This is a genomic window from Deinococcus phoenicis (genome assembly GCF_000599865.1).
Taxonomy (GTDB): domain Bacteria; phylum Deinococcota; class Deinococci; order Deinococcales; family Deinococcaceae; genus Deinococcus; species Deinococcus phoenicis.
On record NZ_JHAC01000025.1, the window covers coordinates 127,100 to 146,100 of the forward strand.

Genomic DNA, 19,001 nt, shown 5'->3' on the forward strand with positions numbered 1-19,001 from the left:
AAGAGTGCGGGGCCGAGGCGTCAACCCGCGCACCGCATACCGCGTACCGCGCTCCCCTCACGCCCCGCCTCCAATCGTCTTGATGGCCCAGTACCCCAGAATCAGCGCCGTGCCGAGCAGCATCGAGACGGCGTAGGCGCGGACGAAGCCGCTCTGCCAGAGCGAGAACAGGCCTCCGGGCGCGGCGCTGGTGCGGGCAATCCCGGCCAGGGTGCCGTCCACACCCCGGTCCACCACGTCCAGGCCCTCAGCAATGGCGCGGCTGGGCGCCCCGATCAGGCCGTCATACACCCGGTCGAGATACAGCGCGTTGCTGCTGATCTGTCCCAGCGGTCCGTCCGCCAGGCTGCGGCGGCGGTGTTCGGCCAGCGCCCACAGCAGCCCGCCCACCCCGGCGGCCACCGCCAGCAGGGTCAGCAGCCACTCGGTCGCGGCGGGAATCTCGTGCAGGTGAACGGGAATGGCGCGGCCCAGGTAGGCGTCGAAGGCGTGCCCGCCGCCCAGGAAGGCCGGGACGTTCAGGAAGCCGCCCAGCGTGGCGAGCGCCGCCAGAATGCCCAGCGGCACCTTGATCAGCCCGTCGGCCTCGTGCGGGTGCGGAACGTGGCCCCGGTACTCACCGCGCCAGACCAGGAAGTACCAGCGGCCCATGTAGAAGGCGGTCAGCAGCGCCACCCCCAGCCCGACCACGTACAGCAGCGGGCTGGACGTGTAGGCGGCGGCCAGAATCGCGTCCTTGCTGAAAAAGCCGCTCCAGATCGGAATGCCCGAGATAGCCAGGACACCCATCAGTGCGGCGATATGCGTGAAGGGCATGAACTTCCGCATGCCGCCCATCGCGCGCACGTCCTGTTCCTCATGCAGCGCGTGGATGACCGCACCCGCCGAGAGGAACAGCAGCGCCTTGAAGAAAGCGTGCGTCAGCAGGTGGAACACGCCCGCCGAGTAGGCGTGCAGGCCCACCGCCATGAACATGTAGCCCAGTTGCGAGACGGTGGAGTACGCCAGGATTTTCTTGATGTCGTGCTGGTTCAGGGCCGAGAGTGCCCCGTACAGCGCGGTGAGACCGCCCACCCACGCGACCCAGGTCGAGGCGACGGGCGCGAGATCGTACAGGAAGTGGCTGCGCGTGATCAGGTACACGCCCGCCGTGACCATCGTGGCGGCGTGGATCAGCGCGGAGACGGGCGTGGGACCCGCCATCGCGTCCGGCAGCCAGGTCGTGAGGGGGAGCTGACCGCTCTTGCCGATCGCGCCCACCAGCAGGAACAGGCAGGCGAGTTCGATGCCCGCCGTCGCCACCTGCGCGCCTGGCACCCGCGCCGCGAGTTCGGGAATCGAGAGCGTGCCGTACAGCTTGAACAGCAGGAACATCCCCAGCATGAAGCCCAGGTCCCCGATGCGGTTCATGATGAAGGCCTTGCGGGCGGCGTTGGAGTTGGCGACGCCCTCGCGGTCGCTGGCCCCGCGCAGGTCCTTATCCGACGCCTCGGAGTTGCGCCCGCTGAACCAGAAGCCGATCAGCAGATAACTCGCCGTGCCCACGCCCTCCCAGCCCACGAACATCAGCGGGTAGGAGTCGGCCAGCACCAGAATCAGCATCATCGCCACGAAGAAGTTCATGAACGCGAAAAAGCGCGTGAACTTCGGGTCGTGGCCCATGTAGCTGACCGAATAGACGTGGATCAGGAAACCGACGCCGGTGATGATCAGGGCCATCAGGGCGCTGAGCTGATCGAGGTAGAAGCCGGCGGACAGGTTGGCGTTCAGCGCCATGTTCGGCAGCCAGGTCCACAGGACCTCGTGGGCGGGCGTGTCCGTCTGGCCGAGGTAGCGCGCTCCAGCGACGACGAAACTCGCCAGCACGGTGGCCGACCCCAGCCAGCCCGCCGCCCTGCCGGGAAAGAGGCGCGGAAACAGGATCAGCAGCGCGAAGCCGATCAGCGGAAAGAGAGGAAGCAGGTACAGGGGCACGCGCCACTCAGCCTTTCAGGCCAGCGAGGTCGTCCACGTTGGTGGTCTCGCGCTTGCGGAAGATAGACACGATGATGGCGAGGCCGATCGCCACCTCGGCGGCGGCCAGCGTCATCACGATGAAGACGGCGGTCTGGGCGGTCAGGTCACCCCAGGCGCGGGCGAAGGCCACCAGCGCGAGGTTCGCGGCGTTCAGCATCAGCTCGACGCTCAGAAAGACCATGATGGCGGTGCGCCGGGTCAGCACGCCGATCATGCCGATGGCAAACAGCAGGCCCGACAGGGCGATGTAATAGGCGGTCGGGGCCATCAGGCACGCACCTTTTCCGGCAACAGGGCTTCGGACTGGAGGTCGGGGGAGGTCGGCAGCGTCAGGCCCCCGGTATCCGCCACACCGTCCGGCTGCGGCGCGGGCCGGTTCACCAGCGCCACCGCGCCCACAATCGCCACCAGCAGCAGGATGCTGACCGCCTCGAAGGGGAGCAGGAAGCGCGTCAGCAGCACTTCACCGACCGGCCCGGCCCCGCCGCCACGGGTCGCCGCAACGCCTTCCGCCAGGGGCCGGGGGTCTTTGTAGGTAAAGGCCAGCACCGCGAAGGCCCCCGCCAGCACCACGCCGCCGATCCCGGCCAGTTCGCGCACGAAGGGCACCGGGTCACGGCCCCGCACGGGCGCATTTGCGTTGAGCAGCATGATCACGAACAGGAACAGCACCATGATCGCCCCGGCGTACACGATCACCTGCGTCGCTGCCAGAAAGGACGCGCTCAGGCTGGCGAACAGCCCCGCCACGCTCAGCAGCGTGCCCACCAGCCCCAGCGCCGCGTGAACGGCATTGCGCGCCGCGACCGTGATGACTGCACCGACCAGGGTGAGGGCACCCAGGAGGATGAAGGCGATCATGGGCGCACCTGCGGGCTGGGTCTAAGGGTCAAACCGTCTAAAGGTCTAACCGCAAAGGCCGCCGACTTTTTCAGACGGTCAGACGGTGTGACGGTTAGACAGCGCCAGCTCTCTGCTCTCTGCCTCATCGCGGGTACTCCACCCCCTCCAGTTCGGGCCTCGCGCCCTGCGGCACCTGAAAGCCGAGGCGGACGGGCTTGCCGGTGTGCGCGGCCTCGCGGCGCTGGGGCAGGGAGCCTTCCACGCCCACCAGCATGTCTTCCTTGCCGTACACGAAGTCGCGGTAGCGGTAGTCGGCCATCTCGAACTCGTTGCCGAGGACCACCGCGCCGGTCGGGCAGGCTTCCTCGCACAGGCCGCAGAAGATGCAGCGCAGCATGTTGATCTCGTAGACCTTCGCGTAGCGTTCGCCGGGGCTGGTGGGGTTGAGGGGATCGTTCTCGGCGGCCTCCACATAGATCGCGTAGGCGGGGCACACGGCGGCGCAGAGGCTACAGCCGATGCACTTTTCGAGGCCGGTGCCGGGGTGACGGGTCAGGACGTGCCGCCCCCGGAAACGTGGCTGAAGGGTCGCGCGCTGCTCGGGGTAGCTGACCGTGACCGGCTTCTGAAAGAGCTTCCCGAGCGTGACGCCCATGCCCTTGGCGATTTCAAGAACGCCCATATGAACCTCCGGCAGAGTGATCGGGGACGAGAAGGTGCCAGCGGCGGACGGCCGAAAGCGGACGGCTCTGCATTCAGTCGCCCCCCGACGTGCGAACCGCCGCCGCTTCCCTGTCGCGGCGCTGCGTGGGCGTGTTCCACAACCCGCGCACCCGGTCGCTGAGAACGAACAGCAGCAGCAGGCCGCCCAGGCTCAGCAGACCCAGCAGCCACAGGCCCGTGCCGCGCGCAAAGGCCAGATACGCGGCGGTCATCAGCGTGTTGAGGAGCGCAACCGGCAGCACCAGTTTCCAGCCGAAGCGCATCAGCTGGTCGTAGCGCAGGCGGGGCAAGGTGGCGCGCACCCAGATGAACAGGAACAGGAAGAAGGCGATCTTCACGACCAGCCAGACAATCGGCCAGCCCGAGATGCCGGGAATCAGCGCGTCGAGGAACACCGGCCCCCGGTAGCCGCCGAAAAACAGCGTGGACATCACGGCGGAGGCGGTGATCATGTTCACGTATTCGGCCATCTGAAAGAGCGCCCACTTGATCGCGGAATACTCGGTCAGGTAGCCCGCCACCAGTTCCTGCTCGGCTTCCGGCAGGTCGAAGGGGGTCCGGTTGGTCTCCGCGAAGGAGCTGACCAGAAAGAGAGCAAAGCCCAGCACCTGAAAGAGGATCAGCCAGCCGTTCAGGGCCTGCCACTCCACGATGGCGCGGAAAGACGTGCTGCCCACCAGCATCAGCAGACCCAGGATGCTCAGGCCCATGCCGAGTTCGTAGGAGATCATCTGCGCGCTGCTTCTGAGGCCGCCCAGAATCGGGTATTTGGACCCCGAGGCCCAGCCGCCCAGGAAGATGCCGTACACGCCCATGCTGGTCAGCGCCAGCAGCACCAGAATCCCGGCGTCCAGGTTGTAGACCCAGGGATCGGCCCCGAACAGGCTGCGGGGCGGCCCGGCGGGAATGCCCCCGAAGGCCGTCAGCGCCATCCCGATGGCGACGATGGGCGCGAGCGTGTACACCAGCTTGTCGGCCAGCGTGACGCTGAGGTCTTCCTTGAAGATGCTCTTGATGGCGTCCGCCAGCGGTTGCAGGAGGCCCATCGGCCCCACGCGGTTCGGCCCGATGCGAATCTGCATTCGCGCCAGCAGCCGCCGCTCGATCAGGGTCATGTAGGCGAAGGTCGTCAGCAGCGCCAGGGCCACCAGCACGGCCTTGAGCAGGGTGACGAGGAGTTGGGCGAGCCAGTCGGGCATCAGTCGTCCCCTCCCGGTTGCAGCGCCGGGTCGTGCATCGGCAGTTCCCAGGTAGCAATACGGTCTTCGCGGTCCGGCACGCCGCTTCCCCGGCGTTCGGGATCAGGGTGCATCCGTTCCTTCCAAAGGCGCGGGGCATAGACCTGCCCGGCGGGGGCCTCGAACCGCTGGCCGAGCGGGCGGATGACGCCGCCGTTCGGCAGCCCGGTCACGTCCACGCCGAGGCGAGTTTGCAGGAGGGCCTGGGCCGACTTCAGGCCGCGCACCGGAGCGCGCACGCCCAGCACCTCGGCCAGCGCGGTCAGGGTGCGGATCAGGTCGGCCCCCTCGCCCGCGCTGAGCGCCGCCTGCCGCAGCGGAAGGAGGCGACCTTCGAGGTTCACCGTCGTCCCGCGCTTCTCGTAGTTGGTGACGGCGGGGAGGACGACATCGGCCAGCCGCGCCGTACGGGTCAGGTGCGTGTCGTGAACGATGGTGAAGCCGCGTGCCCGCCCCGGCAAACTGTGAGCGGCGGGGTCCAGCCGCGAGATGAAGGCCGCCCGCGCCTCCTCCAGCCGGTCATACCCGAGGCCACCCGCACGGGGAACGAGGTTCAGGTGCGCCAGTCCCTTGCTGTTCGGCGCGGCGGAGATGGGGAGCACCTTCGCGCCCGTGCGGGTGACGAGGTCGGCCAGCGCTGCCGTGAAGTCCTGAGTCACGCTGTTCAGCACATCTGCGCCGAGGATGAGAACCGGCTTCTTCGCCTCCGCCAACAGCCCCGCCGCCGCGCGCAACTCGTCCGTGTCGGGCCTCATCAGCCGCGCGAGGGCATTGTGCCCATTGGCCGAGACGCGCAGGCCCGCGTGCGCCGACAGCCGCGACTCCCCACCGATCACCGCGAGGCGTTCGGGATGCCGGGTGGGGCGCTCGACCAGACGCAGGTCGGCAATCGCGGTGCCGTGCGGAAACTCGGGCGGAAGGATGCCGCCGCGCAGCATCTCCAGCACGCGCAGTTCCAGCACCGGGGCTTCCTCGCCCAGATCGGCCCCCAGCACGATCACCGCGTCGGCGGTCGCCACGTCCGTCAGCGTGGCGGTCGTCTCCACGTTCATCCCGTAACGCGGCCAGTGGTCCACCGAAGGAGTGCCGGTCAGCCCCGCGAGGGCCTCCAGCGCCGCCCCTTCCTCCAGCGTGCTGTCGGCGCTCAGGTACAGGGCGAGGTCGGCGAGGCTCATCCCCCCCAGGCCCCGTTGCATGGCCGCAATCGCCCCATCCCAGTCTGTCTCGCGCAGTTGGCCGTCCACGCGGATCAGGGGCACGGTCAGACGCTCCTCGGAGGCGAACACATGCCCGAAGCGGCCCGCGTCGCAGATCCAGGCCTCGTTCACCTCGCGGTTCTCGCCCGCCACGACGCGTTCCAGCCGGCCGTTGCGCGCGTCCAGCGTGACCGAGCAGCCCACCGGGCAGAGGGTGCAGGTGGTGGGCGTGTGGTCGTATTCCCAGTTGCGGCCCCGGAAGCGCGCCACGTTGTCCAGCAGCGCCCCCACCGGGCAGATGTCGGTGATGTTGCCCTGGAAGCCGGTGGGCAGGCCGCCTTCCCCAGTGTCGATAAAGGTGTGCCCGCCGCGCTCGATAAAGTCCAGCACCTCCTGACCCGGCACTTCCTCGAAGTAGCGCACGCAGCGTTTGCAGTGGATGCAGCGTTCCTGATCGAGAATCACGAAGTCGGACAGCGGGTAGTGCTTGTCGGCATGGCGGCGGTCGAAGCCGAAGCGGCTCGCACCGTAGCCGTACTCGAAGGCGCGGTCCTGAAGCTCGCAGGCGCCGCCCTTGTCACAGGTCGGGCAGTCGAGCGGGTGGTTCAGCAGCGTGAACTCCATCATGCCCGCCTGCGCCTTCGCCACCACGTCCGAAGTCTTGGCGGTGCGGATGTGCATGCCGTCGGTCGCCTGCATGGTGCAGGCCGCCATCGGCTTGGGGAACCAGAAGATTTTGGGCTGCCCGGTCGCTTCGTCCAGGGTGAAGGTGCCGTCCTTCTCCTTGCGCGGCGAACCGGATTCGACCAGGCACATGCGGCACGCCCCGACGGGCGAGAGGTACGGGTGCGCGCAGAAATACGGCACGTCCCGCCCGGCGGCGAACACGGCGTCGATCCCGCTGGTGCCCGCCGGGAGGTCGAGTTCGGTGCCGTCGACAACGACTTTCATAAGGCCTCCCTAGGGTCGGCGTCTAAAGGTCTAAGAGTCGAAAGGTCTAAAGGCGTGGGGGCTTCGGCGGTCAGACGGTCAGACCGTTCGACGGTTGGACACCGGGCAGTCAGCCGCTTCACGAGTCCCTCCACCGCCGCCGCGCCGGATACATCGCCTGCTCGGTGTGCGCCAGCTGGTCGTATTCCTCGCGGAAGAGCTTGATGCTGCTCAGCACCGGCCCCAGGCAGGCGTCGGCCAGGGCACAGAAGCTCCGGCCGCCGATGTTGTCGCTCATGTCGAGGATCAGTTGCACGTCGCCGGGCTGACCGTGCCCGCGAGAGAGCTTCTCGTACATGCGGGTCATCCACGAGCTGATGCCCTCGCGGCAGGGCGTGCATTTGCCGCAACTTTCGTGCCCGTAGAAGCGCACCAGATTCCAGGTCGCGTTCACGATGCAGTCGGCCTTCGGAATCAGGGTGACGCCGCCCGTGCCGAGCATGGAGCCAGCGGCGGCCACGCTCTCGTACTCCATCGGCGTATCCAGCACACGGTCGTCCCAGGGGAGCATCGGGCAACTGGAGCCGCCGGGGATGATGGCCTTCATCTCCTCCAGCGGGCCGCCCGCCCAGTCGTAGATCAACTCGCGGAAGGTGGTGCCCAGCGGCAGCTCGTACACACCGGGCCGCGCGACCGGGCCGCTGATCTGGAAAAGCTTCATGCCCTTGGATTTCTCGGTGCCCATGCGGGCATGCCAGTCCGCGCCGTACTTCAGGATCTGCGTGGCCGCGCAGAAGGTTTCGACATTGTTGATGGTGGTCGGCAGCCCATACAGCCCGGCGGCGGCGGGAAAGGGCGGCTTGAGGCGCGGGTTGGCGCGCAGCCCTTCCAGGGAGTTCATCAGCGCGGTTTCCTCGCCGCAGATGTAGGCCCCGGCCCCCCGGTGCACTTGCAGGTCGAAGTCGAAGCCACTGCCCAGCACGCTCTTGCCGAGGAGGCCCGCTGCCCGCGCCTCTTGAATCGCGGCCCACATCCGCTCGGCGGCGTGGACATACTCGCCGCGAATGTAGATGTAGCCCACCGAAGCGCGCATGGCGTACCCGCCGATCAGCATGCCCTCGATCAGTTGGTGCGGGTCTTCGGAGAGCAGGTAACGGTCCTTGAAACTGCCCGGCTCGGATTCGTCGGCGTTGCAGATGATGTAGTGCGGTTTACCGTCCTTCAGCGGCATGAAGGACCACTTCAGGCCGGTGGCGAAGCCCGCGCCGCCACGCCCGCGCAGGCCGGATTTCTTGACTTCCTCGATGACGGCGTCCGGTCCCATGGCGAAGGCCCGGCGCACACCCTGATACCCACCGTGACGCTGGAAGTAGTCGAGCGTCCAGCTTTCCGGCTGCCCGACATGGGCGTAGAGGGTAGGCGCGAAGCGGGGATCCTTGCCACTGGTGATGGGTTTGGGGGCGGGTTCCGCGACGGTCACGCCTCACCCCCTGACATGGCACTGCCCACGGGAGCAAGGTCCGCGATGCTGGCCCCGACCCGTTCGCCATTCGCCAGCATCTGCCGCCCGTCCTCGCGCACGGTGACGGGCACCGGGTTGTCGGGCGGGGGCGGGGCGTCTGTCCGCATGGCGGCCAGCAGGCGGTCACACTTCGCGCGGGTAACCTGCTCGTAATAGCCCTCGTCGCCTAGCTGCACGACCGGGGCCGTCCCGCACGAGCCGAGGCATTCCACCTTCTGCACGCTGAAGCGCCCGTCCGGGCTGACCTCGCCGGGCTGCACGTCCAGCACCGAAACGAGGTGGTCCCACAGTTCATCGCTCCCCGCCAGCGCGCACATCAGCGTGGAGCAGACCTGAAGGTGATACCGCCCGGTGGGCAGGGTGTGATAGGTCGAATAGAAGCTCATGACCGAGCGGACCTCGGTGGCTGTGGTGCCGCACAGCCCCGCGATCTCGGCCATGCGCGCCTCGGACACGAAGCCCTCGGCGTCCTGCACCTCGCGGAGCAGCGGCATCAGCGCCGAGCGTCGGCCTTGTGGAGAGGCCGGGTAGCGACTGAAGATGTCCGTCACGAGGGGTTGTTTGTCTGCAAAGTAGGACAAGCCTAGCCTCCAACCTTTTGAAGTACCCGGATATACTTGGCCGCCACCACAGCGGGAGCCAGGAACAACGCGCAGATCAGCGCCGTGGTGCCGTCCACACCCGTTCCCCTTTGAAAGAGGTCCAACACGAGCAGGAGGATCACAGCGGCGGTCAGGATGATGCCCGCTCCCAATCCCCAGCGCAGGGAAACGGCCACTCGGGGCGTGAGTGACGCCTGCGTTCCCCGAGCAAAACGCAGCAGCACCGCGAGAAGCGAGAGGCAGGCGAACACGCCCAGCATGCCCAGCAAGAACATCTGTGCGGACAGGCCCACGCCATCGAACGACGCTTCTCTCAACACCACGAAGCTGCCCATCACAACCGCGCCGGAGTAGAACAAGAGCACTACCCCTGGGACGCCTCCCAGTAGGAGGTCAGGGAGCAACCCGCGCCTCATGTCCGAACCCGTGACACTGAGGTTCCTCACCGGTCCACATCCCCCAGCACCGGGTCGATCGTCGCCAGAATCGTGATCAGGTCCGCGAACTGTGCGCCCACGCAGGCGTATTCGAGCGCCTGAAGGTTCACGAAGCTGGGCGCGCGAATCTTCACGCGGTAGGGCATCGAGCCGCCGTCCGAGACGATGTAGTAGCCGACCTCGCCCCGCGCCGATTCGGTGGGGACGTACACCTCACCCACCGGGGGGTGAAAGCCCTCCGTGACCAGCTTGAAGTGGTGGATGACCGCTTCCATGCTCGTCTCCAGCTCGTGCCGGGGCGGGAGCGAAATCTTGCGGTTGGGGTCCTTGACTGGGCCGGGCGTGAGGCGCTTCAGGGCCTGGCGCACGATCTTCGCACTCTCGCGGAACTCCAGCAGCCGCAGCTGGAAGCGGGCGAGGCTGTCCCCGGCCTGGCTGACGGGCACCTCGAAGTCGTAGGTTTCGTAGCCGCAATAGGGGTTGGCCTTGCGCTGGTCGAGGGGGACGCCGCTGGCCCGCAGGTTCGGCCCGGTCAGGCCCAGGTCGATCGCCACGTCGCGCGGAATCACGCCCACACCGGTCGCCCGGTCGAGGAAGATCGGATTTCTGGCGAACAGCGTCTCGTACTCGTCCACGCCGCGCTCGAAGGTGTCGAGGAAGGCGGCGACGCGGGCGGGCCAGTCTTCGGGGATATCGCGCGCGAGGCCGCCCACGCGAAAATACCCCTGATTCATGCGGTAGCCGCAAACAGCCTCGAACAGGTCCTGCAACGCCTCCTTCTCACGGAAGGCGTAGAAGAAAGGGGTCAGCGCGCCGAGGTCGAGCAGGCCCGTTCCCACGAACACCAGATGCGAGTGGATGCGCCCGAGTTCGTGCAGGATCACGCGCACCGTGGTCGCGCGCTCGGGCACCTCGGCCTGGAGGAGCTTTTCGACACTCAGCACGTAGGCGAGTTCGTGGCCGAAGCAGTGCAGGTAATCGGTGCGCGGCGCGTAGGTGACGCCCTGGTGGTAGGTGCGGTGCTCGAAGGTCTTCTCGAAGCCGGTGTGCAGGTAGCCCATGTGCGGCGTGACCTTCACCACATACTCGCCGTCCATGTCCACCACCAGCCGCAGCACGCCGTGCGTACTAGGATGCTGCGGCCCCACGTTCAGGCTCATGATCTCGGTGTGGAGGAGGGCGCCGCCGGTGGGGGGGGTCAGTGGCTCGGTCGTCATGCGGGCACCTCCTGGGGTGGCGCCTGTCTGAAGGTCAAACGGTCGAACGGTCGAACCGCCAGAAGTCCAACGCCTTCAGACCGTTCGACGGTTAGACGGTCAGACCGCGCGCCAGCGCGCTTCACTTCGGCCCCCCTTCCGGCATCACCGGCGGCACGCGGTCCTCGCCCTGGCCCCGGCGCAGTTCGCCGCGCCAGCCGGTCAGGCCCGCGTTCTGGCCGCTGAGGCCCGCGCGGAAGGCGGCGGGGTCGATAAAGCGTCCCTCGCGGAACAGGGTGGGCGACTCCCCGATGGGAAAGTCCTTGCGGAGCGGGTGGCCTTCGAGGTCGTCGGGCGTCAGGATCTTGCGGAGGTCGGGGTGGCCGACGAACGCCACGCCGATCAGGTCGTAGACCTCGCGCTCCAGATAGTTCGCGGCCCGCCAGACGGGATAGAGGCTGTCTAAGGGCTGCCCCTCCTCCAGCCAGACGCGCAGGAAGAGGCGGCGGTGGTCTTCCGGGTGATAGATGTTGTGCAGCACGGCGAAGCGGGCGGGCCTGCGCTCCGGGTAGGCCCCGTAGTCCACGCCGACGCTGTCCATCAACATGAACCCGCGTTCCTTGAGGGCCAACGCCACCTCACGCAGCCGCTCCGGGGGGACCGGGGCCGTCGGCTCGGTGCTGCGCTCGGCCTCCAGGCCCAGTTCAGCCATCAGGCCGGTCACGTCGCGGGGGTCCGTCACGCCCGCTCCGGCAGAGGCGGTGAAGACGATGGGTTCAGGCCGCTCCGTCATCTGGTCCACGCCTCCACCATCGGGAGTTCCTGGCCGCGTTCGTCGTAGGCCTCGCCACGCACCTTTTTCTGAAGCTGCATCACGGCGTAGATCAGGGCCTCGGGGCGGGGCGGGCAGCCGGGCACGAACACGTCCACCGGCACCACGGTATCCACATTCTGCACGACGGCGTAGTTGTTGAACATGCCACCCGAACTCGCGCAGGCCCCCATGCTGATTACCCACTTGGGATCGGGCATCTGGTCGTAGACCCGGCGCATGATCGGGGCCATCTTCTTGGACAGCCGCCCGGCCACGATCATCACGTCCGCCTGCCGGGGAGACGCGCGGAAGACCTCCGAGCCGAAGCGGCTCATATCGTTGCGCCCGTCGGTGCTGCTCATCATCTCGATGGCGCAGCACGCCAGCCCGAAGGTCGCGGGCCACAGGCTGTTGCTGCGCCCCCACGCCACCAGCTTCTCCAGACTGGAAAACAGGACCCCCTCGGATTCGAGTTCCTGCCAGTCGCGGTCGAAGAGTTCCTTCAGGGCCATGGGCAAGCCTCCGTTTCACGGCTTTGCAAGTCCGGCTTGGGTCTGACGGTCAAACCGTCTGAAGGTCTGACCGCAAAGGCTATCGGCTTTTTTAGACGGTCAGACCTTTTGACGGTCAGACAGCGCGCAGCGCCTACGCCCATTCCAGCACCCCTTTTTTCAGGATGTAGTAGTACCCGACCAGCAGCAGGCCCACGAAGGTCAGGGCTTCCCAGAAGGCGAACGGCACCAGCTTCTGGTAGGCCACCGCCAGCGGGTAGAAAAAGGCCGTCTCGATGTCGAAGACGATGAACAGCATGGCGACCAGATAGAAATGCACCGGGAAGCGTTGGCCGGTGCCCACGCCGCCCTCGGGGTCGTTGCCGCTCTCGTAGGCCATCAGCTTGGCACGGGTGGCTTTCTTCGGCCCCAGGATGGCGCTGGCAATGACCGCCAGGATGCCGATCCCCAGCGCCACCAGCAGCATGATCACGAAATTCGCGTACTCGATGGGAGTCTCCCTTCCGCCTCTGTCTCTTTCTCTCCTAACAGCTCGTGAAAAAACGCACGAGTAGCTCGAAAAAAAGAGACGCGGGCCTGACGAACCGAATCTGCAACCGACTTGTGGTACGCCTCATGTTCTAGCACGAAAACACGTTCTGGGCGGCGCGAACCTGGGCGCCACGCCCAGGTTCGCGCGCCGCCGAAAGACCCGGGCCGCACGGAATGACCCGGCCCGGAACAGGCGGGCGGCATCTGTGCTGCCCGGTCGCTCAGGCGCTCGCGGCCTAACCGACCGGACCTGTCTCCCGGACGCCAGACTGCGGCGCTGCTGCCGGCTGTCCTCTCGGGATTTCCCCGGCCTCAGCTCAGCAGTTCCACGAAATCATCGTCCTCGCCGTCCTGGGCCAGGGGCAGGGTGAAGGTGAAGGTCGAGCCGCGGCCCCGTTCGGACTCGGCCCAGATGCGCCCGCCGTGTTCCTCGACGGCCAGCTTGCAGAAGGCCAGGCCCATGCCGGTGTCGAAGCGGCCATGCAGGGTCAGGCGCGACTGCTCGAAGGCCGCGAACAGGTTCGGCAGGTCCTCGGCGGGGATGCCCTCACCGTCGTCGCGGACCGTGACGTACGTCTCGTCCTCGTTCTGCCAGATGTGAAGCTGGATCACGCCGCCCGTGATGGTATGTTTCAGGGCGTTGCTGACCAGATTGGCCAGGACGCGGCGCAGGATTTCCGGGTCGGCGCGGGTGGGACTGAGGTTGGGCGCCACCTCCACCTGCATGTGCCGGTCACGCAGGCCGCTGCCCACGTCGCCGCGCGCCTGCTCGACCACTTCCTCGAACATCGGGCTGAAGACCAGTTCGGGCCTCAGGTGCATCTTGCCCGCCTGGATCTTGCGGACATCGAGCATGTTCACGGCGAGGTGCAGCAGGTGCCCGGTTTCGTCGCGGGCCACCTTCACCAGGTCGCGGGCGTCGTCGGGGACGCGGTGGTCGTCCTCCACCACTTCCAGCAGGCCCATGACGGCGGCGATGGGATTTTTCAGGTCGTGGACGAGCATATGGACAAGCTGGTCGCGCACCCGCTCCTCGTGTTCCCAGGTTTCCAGACGGCGCTGGTACTGCGCGATCCGGCCCTCCAGGTCGCGGTGCTGGGCGGCGCGGCCCAGCAGCGTGCGCACCTGGAGGGCCAGCGCGCCGACCGGCGTGGCGTCGCTGACCAGCGCGTCCGCCCCCGAGGCCAGCAGCGCCCCGAGGCCCTGTCTGCCCACCGCCAGCCAGTAGGTCCCCGCCAGTTCGGCGCGCTGGCGCAGCAGCGGCAGCACCTCGGCCAGGGGCACACCGCGCGTGTCGGCGTACAGCAGCGCCACTGCGGGCGGGCGGACATGCGCCTCACGCAGCAGCGTCTCGGCATCGGGGATGGAGAAGACCTCGGCGTCCGCCAGCGCGGGCGCAAGCAATTCGGCGTGCGCCCGGTCGTGGGACACGACGAAGACCACCTGGGCCTGGGCCACCTGGGAATGGGCAATGGACATGACGTACCGGTCAGCTTACCCCGTCCGGAGGACAGGAGACACCAGATCTACCATGCAGCCGGGCATGCCTCCCAGGTGGAACAGGCATGCCCGGCTGCTTTGGCCCCGCTCGCCGTTCTCTCCCCTACCCCTTCACGCTCCCGGCCAGCAGGCCGCGCACGAAGTAGCGGCCCAGCAGGATGTATACCAGCAGCGTGGGCAGCGCGGCCAGAATCGCGCCCGCCATCGGCAGGTTCCAGCTCACGGCCTGCCCGCCCGCCAGTTGCGACAGCGCGTAGGTGACGGGCTGCGAACTGGTGTTGGTGAGGGTCGCCGCGAACAGGAACTCGTTCCAGACCTGCGTGAATTCCCAGATGATCACGACCACGAAGGCGGGCACGCTGAGCGGGAGAATCACCTGGCGGTAGATGCTCCAGAAGCCCGCCCCGTCGATGGTGGCGGCCTCGACCAGCGCGTCGGGCACCTCGGCGTAGTAGTTGCGGAAAATCAGGGTGGTGATGGGTAGGCCGTACACGACATGCGCCAGAATCAGGCCCCAGATGCTGCCGTACAGCCCCAGCGCCTTCACGAACTGGAACAGGGGAATCAGCACGGCCTGATACGGAATGAACATGCCGAACAGCATCAGCGCGAAGAGGGTATTCGCGCCCCGGAACTTCCACTTTGCCAGCGCGTAGCCGTTCAGCGATCCCAGCAAGGCGGCCAGGATGGTGGACACGACCGCGAGAAAGAGGCTGTTGCCGACATTTCCGCCGACCTTGCCCCACGCCTCGGTGAAGCTGGCCCAGTTGAGGGCGCGCGGCCACTGCCAGGTGGTCGCCAGATTGATGGCGTCCGGCGTCTTGAGGGCCGTGGCAATCAGCAGGTAGACCGGCAACAGGAAGAACAGCGCTGCGACGACCAGCAGCACGTAAAGCCCGACCCGGCCCAGACCGGCACGGCGGGGCACCGGCGCGGGCTGGGCGGACGAGGTGGGAACGGTGGTGGTCACGCGTGCCCCTCCTCACTGCGGAACGAGCTGCTCAGGTACGGCACGATCACGAACGCCACCAGAATCAGCAGGATGGTCCCGATGGCCGCGCCCAGCGCGAACTGGTTTTGCCGGAAAGAGGTGAGGTACATGTTCAGCGCGGGCACGCTGGTATAGGTGTTGTCCGGCCCGGCCATCGCGTACACCAGGTCGAAAATCTTGAGGCTGATGTGCCCCAGGATGATCATCGCGCTGAGGGTGATCGGCGCCAGCAGCGGGAAAATGACGTGCCGGTACATCCCGAAGTCGCTCGCGCCGTCCACCCGCGCCGCCTCGCGCAGCTCCTCGGGGATGCCGCGCAGGCCCGCCAGATACAGCGCCATCGTGTAGCCGCTCATCTGCCACACGGCGGCGACGATGATGCCGATCAGCGCGAGATTGAAGCCGTGGGCTTCGGGCGCAGGCAGCAGCTTGAGATTCGGCGCGACCAGCAGCGCCCACCCCAGCAGCAGCGCGGCGCACAGTCCGGCGACGACGGCGCGGGTGCGGTCACCGGCGCGGACTGCCCGCACGGCCAGCCACACCAGCACCAGCGCGACGACGCTGGCCGTCAACAGCGGCAGTTTGTTCCAGTCGAACTTCCAGATGGAATCGGTGCTGCTCAGCCAGCCGAACGACCCCGCCGGCAGGCCCAGCACCGTCGGGAACTGGTTCAGGCCTCCTTGCGGTTGCAGCATCCAGCGCCAGATGGTGCCGGTCACGATAAAGCTCAGGCTCATGGGGAACAGGAAGATGGTCCGCCACAGCCCCTCGCCCCGGGGGTTGCGGTCCAGAATCAGCGCCAGCCCCAGCCCCAGCCCGAGGCAACCCAGGATGAAAAACAGCGTGAAGAAGATGGTATTGACCAGCTCCTGCCGGAAGCGGCCCTGGAGGAAGCCGGTAAAGAGGTCCTGGTAGTTGGCGAGGCCCACCCAGCGGATCACCGGATTCAGGGCGAGGGCCTGCGCGGGATCGTTGCCCCAGTCGGTCAGGCTGACATACATGGTGCGCCCGATAAAGACGTACACGAAGACGCCGAGCAGCAGGATGCTGGGCAGCAGGACGGCGATGGACCACAGGCGGTCACGGGAAAGGCCTTTCAGGTAGGGTCACCTCCTTTCGGGTTGCGGGGCTTTCGGAGTGTGGGGCGTGGGTTGTGGGCTGTAGGAACAGCTCTCCCCACAGCCCACGACCTTCAAGCCGCCCTTACTTGCCGATGCCCGAGCGGTCGGCCAGTTGCTGCGCGGCGGCGGCGGCCCCCTGCGCGTTCTTGCTGGCCCCGAACTGGTCGATGATCGCGCCGAAGGCACTCGTGAAGCTCTCGGGCGCGACCGCGCCGTGAACCATGCTGCCCACGATCTTGTTCTTCTTCCAGTCGGCCGCGGCGCTCTTGGAGTAGGTGTTGTACTTGCTCAGGTCGCTGTCGGTGCGCGCGGCGATGCTGCCCTTCAGGGGATTGAAGGCGTCCTGGCCCTGCTTGCTGCCCGCCAGCTTCAGCCAGTTGATGGCTTCGGCGCGGTCCTTGGCGCCCTTGGGCAGCCCGAAGGAGTCGGCCAGCATCACGAAGGTGCCGCTGGTGCCGGGGGCGGTCGTCCAGCCGAAGCCCGTGTTGGGGGCGAGCTTCTTGGTGGTGGTGAAGTACCCGGCGGCCCAGTCGCCCATGACATTGAAGGCGCTGGTGCCGTCCGCGATGCGGTCACTGGCCTGCTGCCAGCTCAGGCCGCTGGCGTCCTTGTTGGCGCAGTCCATCACCTTGCCGAAGGTGGTGAAGCCCGCGACCACCTTGGGGTCGGTGAACTTGAGCTTCCCGGCCCACAGGTCCTTCCAGCCCTGAGATCCAAGCGTGCCGATCATCACGTTTTCCCAGAGGTGCTGCTGCGTCCAGTTCTCACCGACGACCAGGGGCGCCGCGACGCCCTTCGCCTTGAGCTTGGCGCAGGTGGTCAGGAACTCGTTCCAGGTTTTGGGCGGGGTGACGCCCCAGGCCTTGAGCTTGGCGGGGTTGTACCACATCACGTTGCTGCGGTGGACGTTGACGGGCACGCTCCAGATGCCGCCCTTGCTCGAAAGCAGGGCAATCACGTCCTGAGGGAACACCTTGGTCCAGCCCTCGGACTTGAACAGGCTGCTGAGGTCTTCCATGCGGTTCGCCACCACCCAGGTCCCGATCAGTTCCTGTCCGGCGTGGACCTGGAAGGAGTCGGGGGGCGTGCCGCCCAGCATGCGGGTCTTGAGGACGGCCTTGGCGTTGGTGCCCGCGCCGCCCGAGACGGTCGCGTTGTCCACCGTGACGCCGGGGTTCTTCTGCTTGTAGAGCTTGACCAGGGCGTCGAGCGCCGGGGCCTCGTCGCCGGACCACCAGGAAAAGATTTCGAGTTTGCCGGCGGCGGCAGCGCTGGACGTGGCGGCGAGGGCAGCAGCGATCAGGAGAGCCTTCTTGATCTGGATCCGGTTCATGGGGTTCCTCCGAGGGAAAAGGGAAGTGCAGGGGGAGTGGGTGGGGCCACAGGCCGGGCGTGAGGGGGGTCCCGGCCCGACCCGGCGACCCGGTAGAGATGCCGCAGACCGGCAGGTGTGAACAGGTGGTCGAGGAGCATCGCGCCCGCGCCCAGCACGCCCGCGTCCGGTCCCAGCGTGCTGAGGTCGATGCGGGTGCCGCCCGCGTTGATCCGCATGGTGCGGCTCAGGGCGCTGCGGCGCAGCGCGTGCAAGAACACCTCGCCCGCCTGGGCCAGCCGCCCGCCGATCACGACGGCGCTGGGATTGAACAGGTTCAGCGCCGTGCTGATCGCCACCCCGAGGTGGTGCCCAGCCTCGGCCCACACGGCGCGCGCGAGGGGGTCGGTGTCGGCGGCGGCGATCAGGTCCGCGAGGGTCAGGGCATCGGGGAGGGCCGTGGGCGTCCCGGCGGCGCGGCGGGCGGTCGCCGTCTCCACCAGTACCTGCGCCGCCGCATAGCTTTCCAGGCTGCCGGGGTTGCCGCTGCGGCCCACCGGTCCCTGCTCGTTGATGCTGATGTGCCCGATCTCGCCCGCGCCGCCCCGCACGCCCCGGTGGAGCCGTCCCCCCAGCAGCACCCCCGCCCCGATGCCGGTCGCGGCCTTCACGTAGATCAGGTCGGGTGCGCCCCGGTGCGCGCCGAAGCGGTTCTCGGCCAGGGCACCCAGGTTCGCGTCGTTGTCCACGCGGGTCCCCAGGCCCAGCGCGCCTTCCAGACCGGCCATCACGTTCTCGCCGTCCCAGCCGGGCATGTTGGGCGGCTGCACGACGCGGCCCGTCGCGTGATCCACCGGACCCGGCACGCCCGCACCGACGCCCGCCACCTGTTCACGCGGCACGCCCGCCTCCACCAGCACAGCCTGCGCCAGGTCCGCCAGCAGCGCATACGTGCTGGCCGGACCCCGCAGGATGTCGTGGGTCACGCTGCGGGTCGCCAGCGTGGTGCAGCGCAGGTCCAGCAGGTCCACCCGGGCATGGCTGGCCCCCAGGTCCACCGCGAGCAGGTAGGCGGCGCGGGTATTCAGGGCGAGGAGGGTGGCGCGGCGGCCCACCTGCCCGCCTCTCGCCTTGCCCGGTTCGCCGCTTTCGGAAGCTTCCTTTCCGGCAGCGCGGTGCCCCGCCTCGTGGATCAACCCGGCCTCCATCAGTTCCGTGACGATGGAACTGATGGCGCTGCGCGACAGCCCGAGCTCCCGCGCCAGGTCCACCCGCGCCCGGTTGCCCTGCCACAACCGGGCCAGCAGAAGCAGCGTATGGCGGGCGCGAATCGCGGCCAGATCGAGCGTATCGGGCAGGGGCGCAGCATACGTCACAGAGAACTCCAGAGCAGCGGACAGAGACAGAGTCCGCCTCGGCGGATGAGGGTGTCTTATTGAGGCCCTCATGGTGCGCCTTCTCAATTTTGTTTGTCAAATGAACAAATTAACTGTTTGGAGCCTATTTCTCTCCTGCCT

General features: G+C 67.5%; 18 protein-coding genes. All 18 read right to left on the bottom strand.

What is annotated here, in order from left to right:
* Positions 1-57: 57 nt before the first annotated feature.
* Entirely contained in the window at positions 58-1,974 is a 1,917-nt protein-coding gene (gene nuoL / locus DEIPH_RS08135) for an NADH-quinone oxidoreductase subunit L (RefSeq protein WP_034356578.1), read from the bottom strand.
* A 7-nt stretch (positions 1,975-1,981) separates the two neighbouring features.
* Positions 1,982-2,284, bottom strand: coding sequence for an NADH-quinone oxidoreductase subunit NuoK (gene nuoK / locus DEIPH_RS08140; protein ID WP_034356581.1), 303 nt, complete (start codon positions 2,282-2,284; stop codon positions 1,982-1,984).
* Positions 2,284-2,877: an NADH-quinone oxidoreductase subunit J gene (locus tag DEIPH_RS08145; protein ID WP_034356584.1), complete on the bottom strand. Its 594-nt coding sequence runs from the start codon at positions 2,875-2,877 to the stop codon at positions 2,284-2,286. Before DEIPH_RS08145 ends, nuoK begins: the two co-directional genes overlap by 1 nt.
* A gap of 124 nt (positions 2,878-3,001) precedes the next feature.
* A complete protein-coding gene (gene nuoI, locus DEIPH_RS08150; RefSeq protein WP_034356586.1) occupies positions 3,002-3,541 on the bottom strand; it encodes an NADH-quinone oxidoreductase subunit NuoI in 540 nt (179 codons plus the stop codon).
* 73 nt (positions 3,542-3,614) lie between these two features.
* Positions 3,615-4,781: an NADH-quinone oxidoreductase subunit NuoH gene (gene nuoH, locus DEIPH_RS08155; RefSeq protein ID WP_034356589.1), complete on the bottom strand. Its 1,167-nt coding sequence runs from the start codon at positions 4,779-4,781 to the stop codon at positions 3,615-3,617.
* A complete protein-coding gene (gene nuoG / locus DEIPH_RS08160) occupies positions 4,781-6,967 on the bottom strand; it encodes an NADH-quinone oxidoreductase subunit NuoG (RefSeq protein ID WP_034356592.1) in 2,187 nt (728 codons plus the stop codon). Before nuoG ends, nuoH begins: the two co-directional genes overlap by 1 nt.
* Positions 6,968-7,085: 118 nt before the next feature.
* Entirely contained in the window at positions 7,086-8,426 is a 1,341-nt protein-coding gene (gene nuoF, locus DEIPH_RS08165; protein ID WP_034356596.1) for an NADH-quinone oxidoreductase subunit NuoF, read from the bottom strand.
* Positions 8,423-9,049: an NADH-quinone oxidoreductase subunit NuoE gene (gene nuoE / locus DEIPH_RS08170; protein ID WP_034356598.1), complete on the bottom strand. Its 627-nt coding sequence runs from the start codon at positions 9,047-9,049 to the stop codon at positions 8,423-8,425. The genes nuoF and nuoE overlap by 4 nt, the downstream gene beginning before the upstream one ends.
* 2 nt (positions 9,050-9,051) lie before the next feature.
* Positions 9,052-9,429: a hypothetical protein gene (locus DEIPH_RS08175; RefSeq protein ID WP_152544859.1), complete on the bottom strand. Its 378-nt coding sequence runs from the start codon at positions 9,427-9,429 to the stop codon at positions 9,052-9,054.
* Positions 9,430-9,512: 83 nt separating this feature from the next.
* The gene (gene nuoD / locus DEIPH_RS08180; RefSeq protein WP_034356602.1) at positions 9,513-10,724 is read right to left on the bottom strand and encodes an NADH dehydrogenase (quinone) subunit D; all 1,212 of its coding nucleotides are present in this window, start codon (positions 10,722-10,724) and stop codon (positions 9,513-9,515) included.
* A gap of 121 nt (positions 10,725-10,845) precedes the next feature.
* On the bottom strand, positions 10,846-11,496 hold the full coding sequence (locus DEIPH_RS08185) for an NADH-quinone oxidoreductase subunit C (RefSeq protein ID WP_034356856.1): 651 nt from the start codon (positions 11,494-11,496) through the stop codon (positions 10,846-10,848).
* Complete coding sequence (locus DEIPH_RS08190) at positions 11,493-12,029, bottom strand: NuoB/complex I 20 kDa subunit family protein (RefSeq protein ID WP_034356604.1); 537 nt, start codon at positions 12,027-12,029, stop codon at positions 11,493-11,495. The genes DEIPH_RS08185 and DEIPH_RS08190 overlap by 4 nt, the downstream gene beginning before the upstream one ends.
* A 133-nt stretch (positions 12,030-12,162) precedes the next feature.
* Complete coding sequence (locus tag DEIPH_RS08195; RefSeq protein ID WP_034356859.1) at positions 12,163-12,495, bottom strand: NADH-quinone oxidoreductase subunit A; 333 nt, start codon at positions 12,493-12,495, stop codon at positions 12,163-12,165.
* A 377-nt stretch (positions 12,496-12,872) separates the two neighbouring features.
* Positions 12,873-14,039 (bottom strand): sensor histidine kinase, encoded by a 1,167-nt coding sequence (locus DEIPH_RS08200; RefSeq protein WP_034356607.1) that lies wholly within the window; start codon positions 14,037-14,039, stop codon positions 12,873-12,875.
* Between the two features lie 124 nt (positions 14,040-14,163).
* Positions 14,164-15,030 carry a carbohydrate ABC transporter permease gene (locus tag DEIPH_RS08205; protein ID WP_200868164.1) on the bottom strand — a complete coding sequence of 289 codons (867 nt, stop codon included), beginning with the start codon at positions 15,028-15,030 and terminating at the stop codon, positions 14,164-14,166.
* On the bottom strand, positions 15,027-16,076 hold the full coding sequence (locus DEIPH_RS08210; protein WP_235183199.1) for a carbohydrate ABC transporter permease: 1,050 nt from the start codon (positions 16,074-16,076) through the stop codon (positions 15,027-15,029). The genes DEIPH_RS08205 and DEIPH_RS08210 overlap by 4 nt, the downstream gene beginning before the upstream one ends.
* 178 nt (positions 16,077-16,254) lie before the next feature.
* Positions 16,255-17,505: an ABC transporter substrate-binding protein gene (locus tag DEIPH_RS08215; protein ID WP_051517244.1), complete on the bottom strand. Its 1,251-nt coding sequence runs from the start codon at positions 17,503-17,505 to the stop codon at positions 16,255-16,257.
* Positions 17,502-18,860 (bottom strand): ROK family transcriptional regulator, encoded by a 1,359-nt coding sequence (locus DEIPH_RS08220; RefSeq protein ID WP_235183200.1) that lies wholly within the window; start codon positions 18,858-18,860, stop codon positions 17,502-17,504. Before DEIPH_RS08220 ends, DEIPH_RS08215 begins: the two co-directional genes overlap by 4 nt.
* Between the last annotated feature and the right edge of the window lie 141 nt (positions 18,861-19,001).